The sequence below is a fragment of the Flavobacterium sp. genome (assembly GCF_031409475.1).
Taxonomy (GTDB): Bacteria; Bacteroidota; Bacteroidia; order Flavobacteriales; family Flavobacteriaceae; genus Flavobacterium.
Map to the genome: position 1 here is coordinate 21,115 of NZ_JANNXH010000027.1, position 19,999 is coordinate 41,113.

Sequence of the window (19,999 nt, forward strand, 5' to 3'; positions counted from 1 at the left end):
TAGTGGTCAGTGGTCAGTTTTTTAGTAATCAGCGAACGAACTAAATACTGAACACTAAACACTTTTTTTTAAAGCATTCCCAATTCTAGTTTTGCTTCTTCGCTCATTAAATCCTTGCTCCATGGTGGATCAAAAGTGATTTCAACTTCTGCATCTTTTACATGTTCGATAGATTTTACTTTTTCTTCGACTTCTCGAGGTAAACTCTCTGCAACTGGGCAATTTGGCGAAGTCAATGTCATTAGGATTTTTACTTCGTAATCGGTATTGACCATGACGTCATAAATCAATCCTAACTCGTAAATATCTACAGGAATCTCTGGATCGTAAATGGTTTTTAGTTTTTTTACGATAGATTCTCCTAATTCTGCGGTGTTTATTGTAGTTTCTTCCATTTTTATTTATTTCTCATTAAAAATTTAAAATAGTATAGACTATTCGTAATTATAAAATTTTAAAGTAGTTGTATAGTGCAAGGATATTATTTTTTCAATTCCAAACTCATTGTTAGAAAACACATCACCTGGAGTAATTTTATTAATACAATTTTCGTTTAATAAAACTAAATTATTATAAGTTGTGTTATCAATTGTAAACTTATATATCCCTGTTTTTTTATCGTTATCAAATAGTATACTTCTTAACTGTGAGTCAAAATTTTGGACATATTTAACTGATGGGTAATCTATTTTTATAGATTTTTCATTGTAATTAATCGATACAGAATATTTAAAAGAATAATAATTCTCGTTTAAATATTTTTTAAATATTTCCTTTAGACCAATATCACTTCTAGTAATCTTTAATTTTGTTGTGTTTTTTTTCACATCATGTATGCCAATGATTTTTTGAGTATTGTGGTATAATGTGCCTACAAGTTTCTTTTTGTCTTCCTTGGAAAGGGTTATAAAAGAAACAAAACCAACCTGAGTTTTTGCATCAACGGGATTCGTTTTCAGCGTATATTTCAAATTTGGATAATCAAAAGCTAATAATAAGGTATCAGCGTAAACGCCATCCTGATCAACATAATAATTAGATTTTTGTTCATACTCAAATTTAATTTTAGAAAAGGTTACAGGCGCTTTATTTTGAGAAAAAACAAAGTTTACTACTAGTAATATTCCTAAACAAAATTTACTCATGTCAGCTAAATTAATTTTGTGTGTTGAATGCCAAAGCATACATTTTTATATTCTTTATCATCGAAACCAATCCATTGGCGCGGGTTGGAGACAAATGTTCTTTCAGTCCAATTTCGTCAATGAAATTCATATCTGCAGCAAGAATATCAGTTGCTTTCTGGTTTGAAAAAGCTCGAATTAAAATAGCAATGATTCCTCTGGTTAAAATGGCATCACTATCGGCGGTGAAAATAATTGTATCCTCATTTCGTTCCCCTTTAAGCCAAACTTTTGATTGGCATCCTTTAATAATATTGTCATCGGTCTTGAATTCCTCTTTGATTAACGGAAGGTTTTTCCCCAAATCAATAATGTATTCATAACGCTGCATCCAATCATCGAACATCGAAAATTCATCAACGATTTCGTCTTGTATTTTTTTTATTGTCATAGTATGCTGAATTGATTTCAGTATTTTTTTTCTGAAATTGAAATTAATTTTTTTACAAGTTTGTTTATTTCTTCTGGAGGATAACCGTGGTCAAAACTGGTTGAGTCATAAATTGTATCTTTAGTCGAAATTTTTAAATTTGCAATTGCAGCACCATCATAAAAACGTTTTTCGGTCGGTGCTTTTAGCGTTGCTAAATTCTCTAATTTAACGGTTTCAAAACAATTAATAAGTTCTTTCCAGTCCGTATCAGAAATTTTTCTTCCTGCTGGCATTTCAACTTCATTTCTATTTTTAGAAACTGAAATCATTTGATTTTGCACACTTATTTTTTTATAAAAACCTCTTGTATTAGCTGTGTATTCTATAATTGTAGCTTTTATGTCGTTTTTATTTTGACCGCTACAACTTTTACCTAGAAAAAAACTCAATAAAATCACGGTGATTATTTTCATAATAAATTGGTTTAGGATAACATTAATTTTGCTTTTTTAACTGCATCGACCATCAAATCTATTTCTTGTTTGGTATTATAAAACGAAAAAGATGCACGAATTGTACCCGGAATTTTATAAAAATCCATGATGGGTTGTGCGCAATGATGCCCAGTTCTTACGGCTATTCCTAATTTGTCAATAATTGTACCAATGTCATAAGGATGAATTCCTTCGATATTAAACGAAATCACAGAAGTTTTTTCTTTGGCTGTGCCAAAAATACGCAAACCTTCGATTTCTAATAATCGTTTTGTACCGTATTCGAGCAACTCTAATTCTTGTTGTTGAATGTTTTCAAAACCAACGGAATTCAAATAATCTATAGCGGTTCCAAGAACGATTCCTCCAGCGATATTAGGTGTTCCGGCCTCAAATTTATGTGGCAAATCAGCATAAGTAGTTTTCTCGAAAGTAACCTCTTTAATCATTTCGCCTCCACCTTGATATGGGGGTAATTTATTAAGCCAAGCTTCTTTTCCGTAGAGAATCCCAGTTCCTGTTGGTCCACATATTTTATGTCCCGAAAAAACATAAAAATCGCAATTTAATTCTTGAACATTCGGTTTGAGATGGGGAACAGCTTGAGCACCATCAATCAAAACCGCTGCACCAAATTCATGCGCTTTGTCAATCATATATTTAATGGGGTTGATGGTTCCCAGTGCATTCGAAATATGATTAACGGTTACGATTTTTGTTTTATCAGAAAGCAATTTATCATATTCTGCCAGGATTAATTCTCCGTTGTCATTCATCGGAATTACTCGCAAAATTGCGCCAGTTCGTTCGCACAACATTTGCCATGGTACAATATTGCTGTGGTGTTCTAATGCGGAAACTAGCACTTCGTCGCCCGGTTTTAGTAGCGATGCAAAACCATTTGTAACTGCGTTTATTGCATGAGTTGTTCCTGATGTAAAAATTATTTCGTGAGCAAACTTTGCATTTATATGATGTTGAATTTTGCCACGTGAAACCTCGTAAGCATCAGTCGCTAATTGGCTCAAAGTATGGACACCGCGGTGAATATTAGCATTGATTTCTTGGTAATATTTTGATATGGCATCAATTACAATTTGTGGCTTTTGATTGGTTGCTCCATTGTCAAAATACACTAATGGTTTCCCATTTACAGTTCGGGAAAGTATTGGAAAATCGGCTCTTATTTTTTGTATGTCTAACATCTTATTATTTAGAATTTTTCTAAATACAAAAGTAATATATTTGAAATGACTTTTTCGCAAACATTTGTTAATAAATCAGAACATTTCTTAAACCATCTAGGGCATTTATGGTCATTTAAGCTCGTTTCCGTTTTTCTTATATTTTCTTAAATATTTTATTTGGTAAATTTTCTTAAATTGCCTGTTCTTGTAATTCTCTTTTTATGAAAAAAAGTTTTAAAATTCTTGGTTTAGCAACCGTACTGTGTTTAGTATATTTGGTTTACACCAATTATCCTAAACTAGATATACTTTGTGGCTTTTCGGCCAAAAGTATGGCTTCAGGACATTTCATAGACAATCGTTCGCAAGAAATGATTGAAAAAAGCGACAACGATATTCCGTTAATCACTTTGGCAAAATATGCAATTAACGAAAACAAGAAATATACAATCGCATCAGTTTATGGTTTAAATGAGCGAAAAGCCATTTACCGCGTAGGTTTGGGTGTAACTTTAATCAACGATGATTTCGATGTTTCGAAACCCTATCAAGTCCCAAAACGAACAAAACTTGTCAATAATTTACCGTTTCCTTACGGAAATAACGAACCGAAGGACACGGTTTTTGCAAATGTTGATTATTCAAAACTGAAAAATGCAGTTGCTTTTGCTTTTGATAAAAAAGGAGAATTGAATAAAAGAACACGGTCGGTTTTAGTAATTTATAAAGACAAAATCATTGCCGAAAAGTACGATACCGGTTTCAATAAAAATTCAAAAATATTAGGTTGGTCCATGACCAAAAGTATTACCGCAACCTATTTTGGAATACTTCAAAAACAAGGAAAATTAGATGTTAATAAACCAGCTCCAATTGCCGATTGGAAAAACGATGACAGAAAAAACATTACCATCAACGATTTACTGCACATGAATTCTGGTTTAGAATGGGACGAAAAAGACGATGCAATTTCCGATTTGACTAAAATGCTGTATTTGTCCGAGGACATAACACGTTCACAACTAATAAAACCGGCACAATATAAACCCAATACGCACTGGAATTATTCTTCAGGAACATCAAATTTATTAGCTGGAATTTTGAGAAATCAGTTCAAAACGCACCAAGAATATTTAGATTTTTGGTATTCGGCTTTGATTGATAAAATTGGGATGAACTCCATGCTTGTAGAAACAGATATGGCAGGAAATTTTGTTGGATCTTCTTATGCTTGGGCAACAACACGAGATTGGGCAAAATTTGGTTTGCTGTATTTACACAACGGCAATTGGAATGGAGAACAACTTTTTGATGAAAGTTGGGCAAAATACGTAGCGACTCCTACGAATACTTCTAACGGAGAATACGGGGCACATTTTTGGCTTAATGCTGGCGGAAAATATCCTGATGTTCCTCGTGATTTATATTCCGCAAATGGGTTTCAAGGGCAAAAAGTATTTATAATTCCATCACTAGATTTAGTAATTGTTCGTATGGGCTTGAAAAAAGGGGAAGGACTGGATTTGAATGCTTTTTTGAAAGGAATTATTGGGAGTTTTAAGAAATAAAAAAACCCGACAGGTTTTTAAAACCTATCGGATTTGAAGTTTTAATTACAGACTTTATAAGTCAAATCCAATTTTCACGCCTAGTTTTGTGGCAATAATCTTTGTGATTCGTTGTTTGAGCTCTGGAATTTTTATGCTTTCGATTACCGCATTCGAGAAAGCGTACATCAATAATGCTTTGGCTTCTTTTTTTGGAATTCCGCGCGATTGCATATAAAACATGGCGGTTTCATCGAGTTGTCCAATGGTGCAACCGTGAGAACATTTGACATCATCAGCAAAAATTTCTAATTGTGGTTTGGCATTGATGGTCGCTTTGTCGCTCAACAAAATGTTATTGCTTTTTTGAAAAGCATTTGTTTTCTGCGCTTCTTTTTCTACAAAAATCTTTCCGTTAAAAACGCCTGTTGAACGATCCGAAAATATTCCTTTGTAATCTTGGTGGCTTTCGCAATTGGGTGTGGCATGTTGAACCAAAGTATAATGATCCACGTGTTGCTTGTCGCCAATTATAGTAATTCCGTTGAGGTTGCTTACAATTCTTTCGCCAAAATGATAAAAATTCAGGTTGTTTCTGGTCAGGTTTCCACCAAAACAAAACGTGTTTACGGATGCAATACTTTCTTGTTTTTGGGAAACATACGTATTGTCAATCAGGTTGGCTTCGAGGTTGTCGTTTTGAATTTTATAATAATCTACGATGGCTCTTTTTTGCGCAAAAATCTCAGTAACTGAATTTGTTAAAACTGGTCCCGACTCAATTCGGGATTCATTCAAACTTTGATGGCGTTCAATGATTTGCACATGAGAGTTTTCGCCAACAATCACCAAATTTCGTGGTTGAACCAAGAGTGCAGCTTCAGATCCTGTAGAGAAATAAATAATTTCAATTGGTTTTTCGACTACTTTACTTTTAGGAATATTAATATAAGCACCTTCATTGGCGAAAGCCGTATTGAGCGACGTTAAACTCTCGTCATGATTGGCAATTTTATTAAAATATTCATCGATAATCATTTTGTATTTTGGTTTGTTCAATGCCGATGACATCAAGCAAACATCCAACTCATCATGAGTAGTCGAGGAAAGAAACGAACTAAAAACACCATCTACAAAAACAACTTTGTAGGTGTCAATTTCGTGAAGAAAGTATTTTTTCACTTCCGAAAATTCAATTGAGTTTTCCTTTTTTGGAAAAACCGAAAAATCATTTTTCAGAATTGTATTCAGCGAAGTATATTTCCACGCTTCTTCCTTTTTTGTTGGAAAGCCTTTGGATTCAAAGTTTTTTATAGCCAGAGTTCTCACATCGTGAAGTTCAGAGTGAACATCCACACGTTCTTCAAAAGCCATAAAAGACGATAGTAATTTTTCTTTCAATTCCATTTTAATTCTCTGCTTTAATCCAATCGTATCCTTTTTCTTCTAACTCGTGTGCCAGTTCTGGACCACCGCTTTTTACGATTTTACCATCTAATAAAACGTGTACAAAATCTGGAATTATATAATCTAACAAGCGCTGGTAATGCGTAATTACAATTACGGCGTTGTCTTGACTTTTTAGTTTATTAACACCATTTGCCACAATTCGAAGCGCATCGATATCTAGACCAGAATCGGTTTCGTCAAGAATGGCGAGTTTTGGTTCTAGCATAGCCATTTGAAAAATCTCGTTACGCTTTTTCTCACCGCCTGAAAACCCTTCGTTTAATGAACGGGACAAAAACTTTCTGTCAATTTCTAACAACTCTGATTTTTCACGAATGAATTTCAGCATTTCGTTGGCGGGCATTTCGTCTTTTCCTTGTGCTTTTCGGGTTTCGTTTATGGCAGTTCGCATAAAGTTGGTTACAGAAACTCCGGGAATTTCTACAGGATATTGAAAAGATAAGAAAACGCCTTTGTGTGCACGTTCTTCTGGCGCTAAATCAGCAAGATCTTCGCCGTCTAGAACTACTGAACCGTCTGTTACTTCGTAGTTTTCGTTACCTGCAATCACTGCCGAAAGCGTGCTTTTTCCAGAACCATTTGGTCCCATTATGGCATGAACTTCGCCAGCGTTTACTTGGATATTTATTCCTCTTAAGATTTCTTTATCGCCTATTGAGGCGTGAAGGTTTTTTATACTTAACATAATTTTTTATATAAAATCTAATTCTATTTTTTCTGTTTCTATAAATTTGTCTGCGTTGAAATGTCTGTCACCAAGATATTTCATTCCTAAATAATCCGCTGTTTTTCTAAATGGGATATAAAAGTCAAAATCAATTTCATTGTCGTGTGAATTTGAAATCACTGCTAAGCTTTTACTTCGAAGTTGTCGTCCAGTTTCTTTTTCGATTCTAATTAAATCCGAAAAACGATCAAAAAACACTTTTATTATACCGCTCATTGAATACCAATAAACGGGTGTTGCAAAAATCAAAGTGTCATATTTTTCAATAATGGATTTTATTAAAGGCAAAAAATCATCGTTTCTGTTTTTACTTTCGTAATCGTAATAAGAAAACTGATAATCGTTCAAATTAATTATATCAATATTAAATTGCTTTGCAATTTCATTAACTATTTTAGTTGTGTTGCCATTATTTCTTGATGAACCGACAATAATTACTTTACTATTTTCCATTAATTCTTATTCGTAATGACCTTTTAATGAAATAATACTTAAAATATTTACAGTATTTTCGTCTATAATTTCATAAATAATTCGATGTTCCTGATTTATTCTCCTTGACCAATAACCTGACAAATTATGTTTTAAAGGTTCTGGTTTACCATTTCATTCCTACGGATGAAGCTGAATATCTTCGATTAAAGCAGATATTTTATTCATTATTGCTTTATTCCCAGATTTTATCCAAAAATTTAAATCTGCTTTAGCTTTACTTTAAAAATCTATTTGCATAATTCTTTCAATTCTTCCATTGACATTCTAATTCCTTTCCCATCTTTAACTTCTTTTGCGGCCTCCAAAATTTCTTTTACAAATTCTGGATTATAGGGTTTCTCTTCTTTTTCAATTTCAAAACCTAATGATTTAGCCAATGATTTCAACACTGGTAAATCTTTTTTCTTTACGTTTTTTAGAATGAGTTCCATACTATTTGAAATTTAGTATTAATTCTTCAAATTTATAAAATATTACCCAACTGAACCTTCGAGTGAAATCTCCAATAATTTCTGCGCTTCCACGGCAAATTCCATCGGCAGTTTATTCAAAACTTCTTTACTAAAACCATTTACGATTAAAGCAATGGCTTTCTCGGTTGGAATTCCTCGTTGATTGCAATAAAAAACTTGGTCTTCGCCAATTTTACTAGTAGTGGCTTCATGCTCAATTTTGGCCGAAGGATTTTTGCTTTCGATATACGGAAAAGTATTGGCGCTGCAATTGTTTCCCATTAATAACGAATCGCATTGCGAAAAGTTTCTAGCGTTCTCTGCTCTTGGACTTATTTGAACCAAACCACGATAACTATTGTGTGATTTTCCTGCCGAAATTCCTTTAGAAATAATGGTCGATTTGGTGTTTTTGCCCAAATGAATCATCTTGGTTCCTGTATCGGCTTGTTGAAAATTATTAGTAACCGCAATCGAATAAAATTCGCCTACAGAGTTGTCGCCTTTCAAAATACAAGAAGGATATTTCCAAGTTACAGCCGAACCAGTTTCTACTTGCGTCCACGAAATTTTTGCGTTTTTCTCACACAATCCTCTTTTGGTTACAAAATTAAAAACCCCACCTTTTCCTTCCTTGTTTCCAGGATACCAGTTTTGAACGGTCGAATATTTTATTTCGGCATTGTCTAAAGCGATGAGTTCTACCACTGCGGCATGCAATTGATTTTCATCACGACTTGGTGCGGTGCAACCTTCGAGATACGAAACATAACTTCCTTCGTCTGCAATCAGCAATGTTCTTTCGAATTGTCCAGTTCCAGCTTGATTGATTCTAAAATAAGTAGAAAGTTCCATCGGGCAACGAACGCCTTTTGGAATATAACAAAAACTTCCGTCGGAGAAAACTGCGGAGTTCAAGGCTGCATAAAAATTATCTTTTTGGGGAACTATTGTCCCTAAATATTGCTGTACTAATTCAGGATGTTCTTTGATGGCTTCGGAAATACTCATGAATATAATTCCTTTTTCGCCTAATGTTTTCTTGAAAGTCGTTGCTACCGAAACCGAATCGACTACAATATCCATAGCGACATTGTTCATCATTTTTTGTTCGTCGATTGATATTCCTAACTTTTTATACATTTCTAAAAGTTCCGGATCAACATCGTCTAATGATTTGTTTGGATCTATTGCTTTAGGCGCAGAATAATACGAAATAGCTTGAAAATCCGGTTTTGCATAATGCACATTTGCCCATTCTGGTTCGGTCATTAATTCCCAAGCACGAAAGGCTTCGATACGCCAATCGGTCATCCATTGTGGTTCTTCTTTTCGGTGTGAAATGGCACGAACAATATCTTCATTTAAACCAATAGGAAACGTGTCTGATTCAATATCAGTGTAAAATCCGTATTCGTATTCTTTAGTTTCTAGTTCGATTTTTAAATCGTCCTCGGTGTATTTTGACATTTTTTTATTTTATTTAACCCTTTCAGGGTTTAAAACCCTGAAAGGGTTGTTTTATAAGGAAAAACTTTCTCCGCAACCGCAGGTTCTACTCGCGTTTGGGTTGTTGAAAACGAATCCTTTTCCGTTTAAACCACCAGAGAATTCGAGAATAGTTCCTGCGAGATAAAGGAATGATTTTTTTTCAACGGCAATTTTTATATTATTATCTTCAAAAACTTTGTCGTTTTCGCCTATTTGTTTGTCAAAAGTCAAATCATAAGATAATCCAGAGCAACCACCAGATTTTACGCCTACTCGCACGTAATCTTCTGATGCGTCAAAACCATCGTCTTTCATCATATCGACAATTTTTTTACTAGCAGATTCAGAAACTTTGATCATTGTTATATTGATTTTGTCTAAATAAAGGACAAAGATAGTGCATAAAAACCTTTTTGCATAATTGAAGCCATTTTTATAACAAATCTTTAAATAGAAAAAATTGATATTTAGGTTTAGAATGCTTAAATTTGTGTAGCTATGAAATCGCCATTAACAAGCCGTTTGCGCAGGCAAACACCTATAAATAAAAGCGATACCATATATGACCTCTGATAAATAACTTTTGCATATATGAAAAAGAATAAAAAGCCAAATATTCCAGCGTTCCTGCTATGGGAATACGATTTAGAAACCTTTAACTACGACAAATCGTATAAAATTGTTATTGAACGTATTCTACAAATGGGAACTATAAACGATTGGAAAGAAATGATGGGGTATTATCCATTAGAAAAAATTTTAGAAACCATAGAATGGTCTGCGCAATTAGACAAAAGAGATAAAGATTTTAGTAAATTCTTTTTAAATTCAGATATGCTTTATGCTGTGTAAAGACCCATTTATAATCAAACCAGAAACATTTACTTTAATTCAAGATTTGCAATCTTTGGATTTTTTAAAAGGATTTTATTTGGTTGGTGGAACAGCTTTAGCTTTAAAATTAGGGCATCGTAATTCAATTGATATTGATTTATTTACTCAAGACGAATTTGATGATGCTCAATTGATTGAAAATCTTTCCGAGAAATATAAAATAAATCTAGTTTATAATAGGAGAAATACAATAATATGCTCCATAAATGAGGTAAAAACGGATTTTATTCGTCATAATTATCCATTATTAAATGAGCCGATTTCTGAAGAAGGAATTACCTATCTTTCTTTGGATGATATAGCTGCAATGAAGTTAAATGCAATAGTTAATTCAGGCAAAAGAGTAAAGGATTTTATTGATATCTATTTTTTACTCGAACATTTTTCTTTGAATCAAATGTTATCTTTTTATGAAACTAAATACCAACATTCTAATAAGATGATTCCACTTCGGGCGGTTAATTTCTTTGAAGATATTGATCCAAATATTGACCCACCAATTCTAAAAAATTCACTTCCGTTTTCTAAAATTTCTAAACGAATAAACGAAGCTATTTTAAAAGGGAACAAAGTATTTAACGCCAAATAAATGAAACTCTACCCAATAGAAACCGGCAATTTCAAGCTCGATGGCGGTGCCATGTTTGGTGTTGTGCCAAAGACAATTTGGAATCGAACTAATCCAGCCGATGCAAATAACTTGATTGATATTGCCGCAAGATGCTTGCTTATTGAAGACGGCAATCGCCTGATTTTGATCGATAACGGAATGGGAAACAAGCAATCCGAGAAGTTTTTTGGTTACTATTCGCTTTGGGGAACACATTCTTTAGACAAATCATTGGCGGAATACGGTTTTCATCGCGATGATATTACGGATGTTTTTATGACACATTTGCATTTTGACCATTGCGGCGGAAGTGTGCAATGGAACGCAGCCAAAACCGGTTACGAAGTTGCTTTTAAAAACGCAAAATTCTGGACTAACGAAGACCATTGGAATTGGGCAACAAAACCCAATCTTCGGGAAAAAGCGTCTTTCTTATCCGAAAATATTTTACCCATGCAAGAAAGTGGACAATTGCATTTTATCAAAAGTCCAGAAAGTGATTTTGTCGAAAAATCAGAGCTTGGTTTTGGGGTTTTCTTTGTAAATGGTCACACCGAAAAAATGATGATTCCACACATTCAATATCAGGATAAAACCATTTGTTTTATGGCGGATTTAATTCCAACAGTTGGGCATTTGCCTTTGCCGTATGTTATGGGATATGACACCAGACCATTACTAACAATGCCTGAAAAAGCAAAATTTCTTACTGCCGCTGCCGAAAATAATTATTATCTTTTCCTAGAACACGATGCGCACAACGAAATCATAACGGTCGAACAAACAGAGAAAGGTGTTCGAATGAAAGAGCGGTTTAGTTGTGAAGAAATATTGGAATAAGTAATATAGATTTCCCTAACCCAAATTTTCCAGCATATCAACCGTCATACTTTTTAAATCAAATTCGTGATGCCAATTCCAATCTGCTCTAGCTTGAGAATCATTGATACTTGCAGGCCAACTATCGGCAATTTTTTGACGAAAGTCAGGTTTATACGAAATGGTAAAATCAGGAATGTGTTTCTTGATTTCGGAGGCAATTTCAGCAGGAGTAAAACTCATCGCGGCGAGATTATACGAAGAGCGGATTTTGATTTGTAGCGCTGGTGCTTTCATTATATTTATGGTTGCAGCTATAGCATCATCCATATACATCATGGGCATTTTGGTTTCAGACGAAAGGAAACATTCGTATTTACCATCGCTCAACGCTTTGTGATAAATATCAACTGCGTAATCCGTAGTTCCACCACCAGGAAGCGTTGACCAACTAATTAATCCCGGATAACGCACGCTTCGAACATCAACACCAAAGATATTATGGTAATATTCGCACCATCTTTCCCCAGCTTGTTTGCTAATTCCGTAAACCGTCGTGGGTTCCATAATGGTGTATTGTGGCGTATTTTCTTTAGGAGTTGTTGGTCCAAAAACCGCTATGCTCGAGGGCCAGAATATTTTTTTTATTTTCTTGGCTTTCGCCAAATTTAATACGTGAAACAAGGAATTCATATTCAAATCCCAAGCAAATGCAGGGTTTTTTTCGGCTGTTGCCGATAGTAAAGCTGCCATCAAATAAATATCGGTGATGTGATGTATTTCTACCAAATGTTCGATCTGGTTAAAATCAAGCGCATTGACCACTTCAAAAGGGCCAGAATTGACTACATCATTATTCAATTTTCGAATATCCGAAGCAATGACATTATCGATTCCGTAGATTTCTCGAAGTTTATGGGTTAGTTCTGTTCCTATTTGCCCGCAAGCACCAATAATTAGTATTTTAGGATTCATTTAAATGATTTTTGAAATACAAAGATAACGATTTCGTAAATAGCAAAATTTTGTTAAAAATGTAATGAATTTAGAAAAAAAGCATTCATAATCTGTAGTAAGTTCTTAACATTTTAATTTTTAAAACCTAAAAAACACTTCAAAGTTGTTAGATTGTTATTATAATCAGTACAAACGCCTTTAAAAAAGTTTGCCACAGATTCATTGATTTTATAAAGTTGATATATTTGTGAAATCAATCCACACTATTTTAGTTTTAAAATCTGTGAATCTGTGGTTGCTATTTTCAAAAGCATTTGCTCTGTTATTCTAACTCCGTAATTCGTAATTGTAAATTTACTTTGTAACTTTGCAATCTAATAAAATGAAAATGAAAATTAAATTAGTACAACTCTTAATGGTTTTTTTTGTTGTCTATTCGTGTAAAAATGAAGATGAAATTCGATTGGCTGAAAATTTAAAAGACACTCAAAAAAAGGAACTAATTTTTGCAAACATCAATAAAGGATGGATTTTTAATGCCAATCCTATCAATGCAACAGCACAAAAAAACACCTTGTCTTGGAATGAATGGCGATTGTTTTTGAGAGAATTGGCTCAAAAACCTAAAAAAAATATCGGCGCTTTTCAAAAAAAAGCAACAGAACTTTCTATAAAAGCAATGGTATTAAATGAAAATATTCCAGAAACTTTTAATACGCCTCAAATAAAAGCTAGAATTGCCACACTTATTACCAAAGTAAAATTGTTAGATTTATTTATCCACTTGGATGCTATTCCCGATCAAAAAGTAATACTATTAGTTACACAAATCAATGAAGAACTGGTTTCTTTGCAAATGCAAATGGATAAAATTGTTCAAAAAAGCTTGATTCCGCTAGAAGAAGGCGAATCGGATTTATTAAAAATGTTAGACACCGCAAGAGCAATTCCAAATGTAAAACCCGACCCAAATATACCTCGCGTTGAGTAAAGCTACTTTATTTTCGATCTACGATAATTCATCAAAAACAAAGCAAATTGTCGAGAACCTAAAAACAGTTGGACAAAAAATCCATCTGAACGACTTGATAGGTTCTGCTTTTTCGTTTGTGGCGCAATCGCTTTTCAAAAAAACCGAAAAGCCGTTTTTAATTATCCTAAACGACAAGGAAGAAGCGGCGTATTATTTGAACGATCTAGAGCAAATGATTGGTGAACAGGATGTACTGTTTTATCCTGGTTCCTATCGTAGACCATATCAAATTGAAGATACCGATAACGCCAATGTTTTATTGCGTGCCGAAGTCCTGAACCGCATCAATTCCCGCAAAAAACCTGCAATTATTGTCACCTATCCCGAAGCGCTTTTCGAGAAAGTGGTAACCCGAAAAGAGTTGGATAAAAACACTTTAAAAGTAGCGGTTGGCGATAAAGTTTCCATTGATTTTATTAATGAAGTGTTGTTTGAATACGAATTCAAAAGAGTGGATTTTATTACTGAACCGGGCGAATTTTCGGTTCGTGGCGGAATAGTCGATGTGTTTTCCTTTTCGAATGATAATCCATACCGAATTGAGTTTTTTGGTAATGAAGTCGATAGCATCCGAAGTTTTGATGTAGAAACCCAATTGTCTATCGAAAAAAAGAATAAAATCACCATAATTCCTAATGTCGAAAATAAATTCTTTCAAGAAAACCGCGAAAGTTTCTTGGAATACATCAACAATCAGACAATTATTTTTATTCAAGATACCGATTTGCTTTTTTCTAAATTGGATAAACTTTTTGCCAAAGCCTCCGAGATTTTCGAAAATCTGAATGCTACTGTTAATCATGTTGAACCTAGCCAATTGTTTTTGAATCAGTCGGAATTCATCAAGAAAAGTCTTGATTTTTCGATTGTCGAATTGGCATCTATACCCTTTTTTGTCATCCCGACAAAGGAGAGAACTAAATCTTTTGATTTTTACATTAAACCGCAGCCGTCGTTCAACAAACAATTTGATTTGTTGTTGAATAATTTGAACGACAATCATTTTAACGGGTACAAAAATTATTTGTTTTGTTCCAATGATGCTCAAGCGAAACGCTTTCACGATATTTTTGAAAGTTTGGATGAGGTGAATCACGAAAGTATTCGTAAACAGTATCATACAATCGTGTTGCCTATTTATCAAGGATTTATAGACGAGGAAAATCAAATTGCCTGTTATACGGATCACCAAATTTTTGAACGTTATCATAAATTCAGTATCAAAAGCAACGTTTCGAAGAAGCAAAATATCACGCTAAAAGAATTGACGACTTTGTCCGTAGGCGATTATGTGACCCACATCGATCACGGAATTGGGAAATTTGGCGGTTTGCAAAAAATACAAGTCGAAGGTAAAACTCAGGAAGCAATCAAGCTCGTTTATGCCGATAATGATATTGTGTATGTGAGCATTCACTCGCTGTATAAAATTTCGAAATATACAGGAAAAGACGGAACGCCGCCCAAAATTTACAAACTCGGTTCGAATGCTTGGAAAATTTTAAAACAAAAAACCAAAGCAAGAGTCAAGCACATTGCGTTCAATTTGATTCAATTGTATGCCAAAAGAAAATTAGAAAAAGGATTTCAATTTGCCCCTGACAGTTATTTGCAAAACGAATTAGAAAGTTCCTTCATCTATGAAGATACGCCCGACCAAACTAAATCAACTGCGGAAGTAAAAGCCGATATGGAAAGCGACAGACCAATGGATCGATTGGTTTGTGGCGATGTAGGTTTTGGAAAAACAGAAGTGGCGATTCGTGCGGCTTTCAAAGCCGTAGACAATTCGAAACAAGTCGCTATTTTGGTTCCTACAACCATTTTGGCGTACCAACATTATAGAACTTTTACCGAAAGGTTGAAGGACATGCCCGTTTCGGTAGGTTACTTAAATCGTTTTAGAACTGCCAAGCAAAAAGCCGAAACGTTAAAACAATTGGCAGAAGGAAAACTCGATATCGTCATTGGAACGCATCAATTGGTCAACAAAAATGTAGTTTTCAAAGACCTTGGTTTGTTGATTGTCGATGAGGAACAAAAATTTGGTGTCAACGTAAAAGACAAACTCAAAACTATTGCGGCTAATATTGATACGCTGACTTTGACTGCAACGCCAATCCCGAGAACTTTGCAGTTTTCGTTGATGGCAGCACGTGATTTATCTGTGATTACAACGCCTCCACCAAACAGATATCCTATTGAAACTAATGTAGTTGGTTTTAGCGAAGAGTTGATTCGGGATGCTATTTCGTATGAAATTCAGCGGAATGGTCAAGTTTTCTTTGTCAATAATCGAATAGAAAATATCAAAGAAGTGGCAGGAATGATTCAACGATTGGTTCCCGATGCTCGAGTGGGAATTGGTCACGGTCAGATGGAAGGAAGCAAACTCGAGGAATTGATGTTGGCTTTTATGAACGGCGAATTCGATGTTTTGGTGGCGACCACGATTATCGAAAGCGGATTAGACGTTCCTAACGCAAATACTATTTTCATCAACAATGCCAATAATTTTGGCTTGTCTGATTTGCACCAAATGCGAGGTCGAGTTGGGCGGAGCAACAAGAAAGCATTTTGTTATTTTATTTGTCCACCCTATTCTGCGATGACGGATGATGCTCGAAAACGAATTCAAGCTTTGGAACAATTCTCGGAATTGGGAAGTGGTTTCAACATTGCGATGAAGGATTTGGAAATTCGTGGCGCAGGAGATTTATTGGGAGGTGAACAATCGGGTTTTATTAACGAAATAGGTTTTGATACCTACCAGAAAATTATGAACGAAGCCATCGACGAATTAAAAGAAAACGAATTCAAGGATTTGTATGAAAACGAAGATAGTGGAGTAGAGAAAGAATATGTAAAAGACCTACAAATCGACACCGATTTTGAATTGCTGTTTTCAGACGAATACATCAATAACATTTCGGAACGATTGAGTTTGTACAACGAACTGGGTGCTGTAAAAAACGAAGAAGAATTAGTAGTTTTCCAAAATAAATTAGTTGACCGTTTTGGTCCGATGCCACCACGAGCCTTGGCTTTGATGAATAGTATCCGTATAAAATGGATTGCTACAAAAGTGGGAATCGAGAAATTAGTAATGAAAAAAGGTAAGATGATTGGCTATTTTGTAGCGGATCAAAATTCAGATTTTTATACCTCGAAACGTTTTCATCAAGTGATACAGTTTGTCCAAAAACATACTAGTATTTGTGTTATGAAAGAAAAACAAACTCCAGCGGGATTAAGACTTTTATTGACTTTTGATAATGTAAAAACTACGAGGAGAGCTTTGGAGTTGATGGAGATGTTGGGGAAGTAAATTTTTTTAAAGCTTCCAGACTTTTAAAGGCTGGAAGCTTTGGTAACTGTAAGTAATTTTCGAGTATTGAAGTTTTGGAAAACCTACTCAATAATCAGACCTTCAATTTCATCTAAATTCTGGTTTATAGAATGATAGTATTTAAAATTCTCCAAATCATTAAAAGATTCTAAAACTCTATTTCGTTGCAATTTTGTGTCTTTTGTAGAAATAATTGTACCATAAGAAGTCCAAGGATATTCTACAATATTTTCTGTGAATCTATGATGTACAGGATTATTATGGATGTAAAAAATTAGCTTTTGAAAATAATTTTCAGAACTGACGAGCTTTCTTTTAAAGTTTTTCTCAAATAAACTTCCAGTTCGGTTATAACGTTTATTCATTGCTAGAGTATAAGCGTTGAATAAATTTGAAAACTGTTTTGATGCGTTGACAATCTTTGGTTTATCGGTTGAAGAATACTCTAATTTTGTTGTGTCGATTTCATTTGTTTCTTTGATATAAACCAGAATATGAAAATGATTTTTCATTAAACACCAAGCAAAAGTCTCTGCTATTGGGTCAATATATTTTTCGTAAAGTTTTAAAAAATGATTGTAGTTTTCATTTTCATAGAACAAATCTATTACGTTATTTCCTCTATTGTATATGTGGTAATATTTGCCATTTTCAAGAGGAATTGGATTCATAGTTAATTTGTTTTTATTTTAAAGCTTCCAGCCTTTTAAAGGCTGGAAGCATTGGTATAAAAAGGCTGGAAGCCTTGTATTGTAGATAATATTTCCTAATTCTTCAAATCCTTAATCACTTTAAAAGCAACGTCTACTTCATCTTCACTGACTAAAATCGTAAATTCGTTTGAAGTTGAAATTACTTCGTTGATGATGATTCCTTCCCAAGCCAAACGCTGAAAAATGAAATAATAAATTCCCGGTACAACGATGTTTTCTTTGGGTAATTTTACCGTTATAGAAGCCAGGTTTTCGAGTTTTTGAATCAATTTTTCGTTTGCAAAATGTTTGTCAACCAGATGATTGACACTGTTGCTTACCACGATATTGGTTTCGTTTACGCCACGAGATGAGGTATAAAAAATATCTGTCAATGTGTTGATTTCAGTTATTAAATCAGCTTGTTTATTCAAAACGGTTTCTGATACTACAAATGTATAATCGGTCAGTGCAGAGCGAACGGTGATCTCGCCAATGTTTTTTATGACTTTATTAATTTTGTGATTAAGTCTAAAATCGAGTTCTTCGGTTAGTCTCTTTAATGCCATTACAACAGCGCCTTGTTTTACTTCTTTGCCAAATTCAGACTCCAATTCGACCATAATGTTTCTGGATAAGGAGGTTAAATTGATTATTCCAAGAGACAAAGCATTTAGTAAGAAAGGCTTTGTTTTGATGTAATTTTCTACAATTGAAGATACAGTTTTCATAATGTTGCGCTTTAAAGTTTTTTAATGGTTATAAGTAATCTAACAAAAAACACCACAAATATAAATAAAAAAACAATTTGTTACAAATACAACAAGATTTTTTATTTTAAAAATGATAAAAGGCATTTTCTAAATGTTCGATTGCAAAGGATTTGCCCTCTTTATGAACTGCAATAATATCAAAACGGACTTCGATATCTAAGTCATTCGACAGCACATATTCGTTAACTGCTTTTACGAGAAGTTGAATTTTTTTAGGTTTTACAAAATCTTGCGGCAATCCAAACTCTATCGAAGAGCGTGTTTTTACCTCGACTATGGCTAGTGTATTTTCTTTTTGAGCGATAATATCTACTTCGGCTTTCTGGAAAGTCCAGTTGGTTTCTAGAATTTTGTAACCGTTTTTTTGGAGAAATTCAACAGCTAATTCTTCTCCAAGTTTTCCTAATTCGTTGTGCTCTGCCATTTTTTTTAACTAATAAATAAGCCTTATTCAAATGTTAATTTGCTCGAATTTTTATTAATTTCTAATGATACTGTGCTGCCCATAATCAAGGTTCGATTGTCATGAATATGTCCAGCTGGGAAATTATAAAGAATAGGAATGTTGTATTTTTGGGTTACATCCTGAATAATTTCAAGTGCATTTTTACCCCAAGGAATATCGTTGTCTTTCATGTCTGACATGGCACCAACAATTATTCCTTTGATACTATCAAGACAACCATTTCGTTTTAAATTCATCATCATTCGATCAATGTGATATAAATATTCGTCTAAATCTTCCAGAAACAGTATTTTATTTTCGCAATTTATAGCAGAATTCGAACCTAATAAACTGTATAAAATAGATAAATTTCCACCAACTAACTCGCCAGTAGCTTTTCCTAATTTATTCAAAGAATTTGGTGCAATTTCATAGGATAATGGTTCTCCAAACAAAGCAATTCTTAATGAATTTTTAGCATCAACCGAAGCTTTTGGAACACTTATGGGCATAATTCCATGAATGCTTTTGTAACCCATTGTATTGAGATGGTTGTGAAGCACAGTGACATCGCTAAAGCCAATTATCCATTTTGGGATTTGCTTAAATTTAGTAAAATCTAACGCATCAATGATTCTCACCGTTCCATAACCGCCACGAACACACCATATCGCTTTGATGTTTGGATTATCAAGTTGGGCTTGTAAATCTTGTGTGCGTTGTTCGTCAGTTCCAGCTAATTGATTGTCGTCTAATCCAATAGTTTTTCCAATCACAACTTTTAAACCCCAACTTTGTAGTAATTCAATTGTAGGATTAAGGTTGTCAAAAATATTTTTTCTGGCTGTAGCCAATAAGGCAACGGTGTCTCCTTTTTGTAAATAAGGTGGTGTTATCATTTGAGTTTGTGCTTGTACATGAACTGATTGTAAAACAAAAATAAGGATTAGTAGTTTATAAAAAACGGTATTGGAAACTATATATTTTATCGATTTAAGATCCATGTT

22 protein-coding genes and 1 pseudogene are annotated in these 19,999 nt (G+C 34.0%); 6 read left to right on the top strand and 17 right to left on the bottom strand.

Translation table 11 applies throughout. From position 1 onward, the window contains the following. Positions 1 to 68: 68 nt before the first annotated feature. The 5 genes from RMO53_RS05135 to RMO53_RS05155 are packed head-to-tail and all read right to left on the bottom strand — an operon-like array spanning position 69 to position 3,256. Complete coding sequence (locus tag RMO53_RS05135; protein WP_310378655.1) at positions 69 to 395, bottom strand: SUF system Fe-S cluster assembly protein; 327 nt, start codon at positions 393 to 395, stop codon at positions 69 to 71. A gap of 39 nt (positions 396 to 434) precedes the next feature. Next, positions 435 to 1,145 carry a hypothetical protein gene (locus RMO53_RS05140; RefSeq protein ID WP_310378658.1) on the bottom strand — a complete coding sequence of 237 codons (711 nt, stop codon included), beginning with the start codon at positions 1,143 to 1,145 and terminating at the stop codon, positions 435 to 437. 10 nt (positions 1,146 to 1,155) lie between these two features. Further along, the gene (locus tag RMO53_RS05145; RefSeq protein WP_310378660.1) at positions 1,156 to 1,575 is read right to left on the bottom strand and encodes a SufE family protein; all 420 of its coding nucleotides are present in this window, start codon (positions 1,573 to 1,575) and stop codon (positions 1,156 to 1,158) included. Between the two features lie 17 nt (positions 1,576 to 1,592). Continuing rightward, complete coding sequence (locus tag RMO53_RS05150) at positions 1,593 to 2,030, bottom strand: hypothetical protein (RefSeq protein ID WP_310378662.1); 438 nt, start codon at positions 2,028 to 2,030, stop codon at positions 1,593 to 1,595. 11 nt (positions 2,031 to 2,041) lie between these two features. Then, entirely contained in the window at positions 2,042 to 3,256 is a 1,215-nt protein-coding gene (locus tag RMO53_RS05155; RefSeq protein WP_310378664.1) for a cysteine desulfurase, read from the bottom strand. 203 nt (positions 3,257 to 3,459) lie between these two features. Between RMO53_RS05155 and RMO53_RS05160 the strand changes: the two genes are divergently transcribed. Further along, on the top strand, positions 3,460 to 4,806 hold the full coding sequence (locus tag RMO53_RS05160) for a serine hydrolase (RefSeq protein ID WP_310378666.1): 1,347 nt from the start codon (positions 3,460 to 3,462) through the stop codon (positions 4,804 to 4,806). A 54-nt stretch (positions 4,807 to 4,860) separates the two neighbouring features. Here RMO53_RS05160 and sufD read toward each other — a convergent pair whose 3' ends face one another. The 7 genes and pseudogenes from sufD to RMO53_RS05195 form a co-directional block, all read right to left on the bottom strand. Next, positions 4,861 to 6,192 carry a Fe-S cluster assembly protein SufD gene (sufD, locus tag RMO53_RS05165; RefSeq protein WP_310378667.1) on the bottom strand — a complete coding sequence of 444 codons (1,332 nt, stop codon included), beginning with the start codon at positions 6,190 to 6,192 and terminating at the stop codon, positions 4,861 to 4,863. 1 nt (position 6,193) lies between these two features. Continuing rightward, positions 6,194 to 6,940, bottom strand: coding sequence for a Fe-S cluster assembly ATPase SufC (gene sufC / locus RMO53_RS05170; protein ID WP_310378669.1), 747 nt, complete (start codon positions 6,938 to 6,940; stop codon positions 6,194 to 6,196). A 6-nt stretch (positions 6,941 to 6,946) separates the two neighbouring features. Further along, on the bottom strand, positions 6,947 to 7,435 hold the full coding sequence (locus tag RMO53_RS05175) for an NAD(P)H-dependent oxidoreductase (protein WP_310378671.1): 489 nt from the start codon (positions 7,433 to 7,435) through the stop codon (positions 6,947 to 6,949). Between the two features lie 6 nt (positions 7,436 to 7,441). Beyond that, positions 7,442 to 7,573: pseudogene (locus RMO53_RS05180) on the bottom strand (type II toxin-antitoxin system YoeB family toxin); the annotation flags it as partial. Positions 7,574 to 7,704: 131 nt separating this feature from the next. Further along, entirely contained in the window at positions 7,705 to 7,908 is a 204-nt protein-coding gene (locus RMO53_RS05185) for a DUF2683 family protein (protein WP_310378673.1), read from the bottom strand. Between the two features lie 42 nt (positions 7,909 to 7,950). Beyond that, complete coding sequence (gene sufB, locus RMO53_RS05190; RefSeq protein ID WP_310378675.1) at positions 7,951 to 9,399, bottom strand: Fe-S cluster assembly protein SufB; 1,449 nt, start codon at positions 9,397 to 9,399, stop codon at positions 7,951 to 7,953. A gap of 51 nt (positions 9,400 to 9,450) precedes the next feature. Beyond that, entirely contained in the window at positions 9,451 to 9,780 is a 330-nt protein-coding gene (locus RMO53_RS05195; RefSeq protein WP_310378677.1) for an iron-sulfur cluster assembly accessory protein, read from the bottom strand. A gap of 231 nt (positions 9,781 to 10,011) precedes the next feature. On the opposite strand from RMO53_RS05195, the gene RMO53_RS05200 reads away from it, so the two are divergent. The 3 genes from RMO53_RS05200 to RMO53_RS05210 are packed head-to-tail and all read left to right on the top strand — an operon-like array spanning position 10,012 to position 11,764. Next, a complete protein-coding gene (locus RMO53_RS05200) occupies positions 10,012 to 10,272 on the top strand; it encodes a DUF6922 domain-containing protein (protein WP_310378678.1) in 261 nt (86 codons plus the stop codon). Next, the gene (locus tag RMO53_RS05205) at positions 10,262 to 10,903 is read left to right on the top strand and encodes a nucleotidyl transferase AbiEii/AbiGii toxin family protein (protein ID WP_310378680.1); all 642 of its coding nucleotides are present in this window, start codon (positions 10,262 to 10,264) and stop codon (positions 10,901 to 10,903) included. The genes RMO53_RS05200 and RMO53_RS05205 overlap by 11 nt, the downstream gene beginning before the upstream one ends. Then, the gene (locus tag RMO53_RS05210) at positions 10,904 to 11,764 is read left to right on the top strand and encodes an MBL fold metallo-hydrolase (protein WP_310378682.1); all 861 of its coding nucleotides are present in this window, start codon (positions 10,904 to 10,906) and stop codon (positions 11,762 to 11,764) included. Between the two features lie 15 nt (positions 11,765 to 11,779). Here RMO53_RS05210 and RMO53_RS05215 read toward each other — a convergent pair whose 3' ends face one another. Continuing rightward, positions 11,780 to 12,718 carry an L-threonine 3-dehydrogenase gene (locus tag RMO53_RS05215; RefSeq protein WP_310378684.1) on the bottom strand — a complete coding sequence of 313 codons (939 nt, stop codon included), beginning with the start codon at positions 12,716 to 12,718 and terminating at the stop codon, positions 11,780 to 11,782. Between the two features lie 370 nt (positions 12,719 to 13,088). On the opposite strand from RMO53_RS05215, the gene RMO53_RS05220 reads away from it, so the two are divergent. Both RMO53_RS05220 and mfd read left to right on the top strand, forming a co-directional pair. Beyond that, positions 13,089 to 13,691, top strand: a complete 603-nt coding sequence (locus tag RMO53_RS05220) for a hypothetical protein (protein WP_310378686.1) — start codon at positions 13,089 to 13,091, stop codon at positions 13,689 to 13,691. After that, positions 13,684 to 17,061, top strand: a complete 3,378-nt coding sequence (gene mfd, locus RMO53_RS05225; RefSeq protein ID WP_310378688.1) for a transcription-repair coupling factor — start codon at positions 13,684 to 13,686, stop codon at positions 17,059 to 17,061. The genes RMO53_RS05220 and mfd overlap by 8 nt, the downstream gene beginning before the upstream one ends. An 83-nt stretch (positions 17,062 to 17,144) precedes the next feature. On the opposite strand, the gene RMO53_RS05230 is transcribed toward mfd, so the two are convergent. The 4 genes from RMO53_RS05230 to RMO53_RS05245 all read right to left on the bottom strand — a co-directional run bounded on the left by RMO53_RS05230 (position 17,145) and on the right by RMO53_RS05245 (position 19,996). After that, a complete protein-coding gene (locus RMO53_RS05230; RefSeq protein ID WP_310378690.1) occupies positions 17,145 to 17,753 on the bottom strand; it encodes a hypothetical protein in 609 nt (202 codons plus the stop codon). A 95-nt stretch (positions 17,754 to 17,848) separates the two neighbouring features. Then, on the bottom strand, positions 17,849 to 18,505 hold the full coding sequence (locus tag RMO53_RS05235; RefSeq protein WP_310378692.1) for an aspartate kinase: 657 nt from the start codon (positions 18,503 to 18,505) through the stop codon (positions 17,849 to 17,851). A 106-nt stretch (positions 18,506 to 18,611) separates the two neighbouring features. Continuing rightward, on the bottom strand, positions 18,612 to 18,971 hold the full coding sequence (locus tag RMO53_RS05240) for a YraN family protein (protein WP_310378695.1): 360 nt from the start codon (positions 18,969 to 18,971) through the stop codon (positions 18,612 to 18,614). Positions 18,972 to 18,994: 23 nt separating this feature from the next. Further along, entirely contained in the window at positions 18,995 to 19,996 is a 1,002-nt protein-coding gene (locus RMO53_RS05245; RefSeq protein ID WP_409024825.1) for an LD-carboxypeptidase, read from the bottom strand. Positions 19,997 to 19,999 lie beyond the last annotated feature (3 nt).